The organism is Chrysanthemum yellows phytoplasma (assembly GCF_000803325.1).
Taxonomy (GTDB): Bacteria; Bacillota_I; Bacilli_A; order Acholeplasmatales; family Acholeplasmataceae; genus Phytoplasma; species Phytoplasma asteris.
On record NZ_JSWH01000071.1, the window covers coordinates 1 to 310 of the forward strand.

The 310-nt window shown below is 27.4% G+C and carries 1 pseudogene; it reads left to right on the top strand.

The annotated features are described in order from the left end of the window. Positions 1 to 194 (top strand): annotated as a pseudogene (locus OL66_RS00895) (hypothetical protein); the annotation flags it as partial. Between the last annotated feature and the right edge of the window lie 116 nt (positions 195 to 310).

Here is a 310-nt window from a genome sequence, read left to right on the forward strand (position 1 = left end):
TTTTAATATTATTTTATTCATTTACAAGTTCTAAAGTTATGGCTTTTAATCCTGATGATTATGAACCAGATTATTCTCAAAAACATAATGTACTTGATTGGCGTCATTACGATGGGCATACTTTTTCAGATAATGCTAGAGTTTTTTATGGTCTTTCAGGAATCAAACCCATTCCTTGTCATTCATATAAATAATTTGTAAATGCAAATCATTTAATAAAAAATACTGCTTTAATAGCAAGTAATTTTGTCCCAATTCCTGGTTTTAAAAAAGTAGTTAGCTTTGGGTTTGATGCTAAAGATGAATTTTT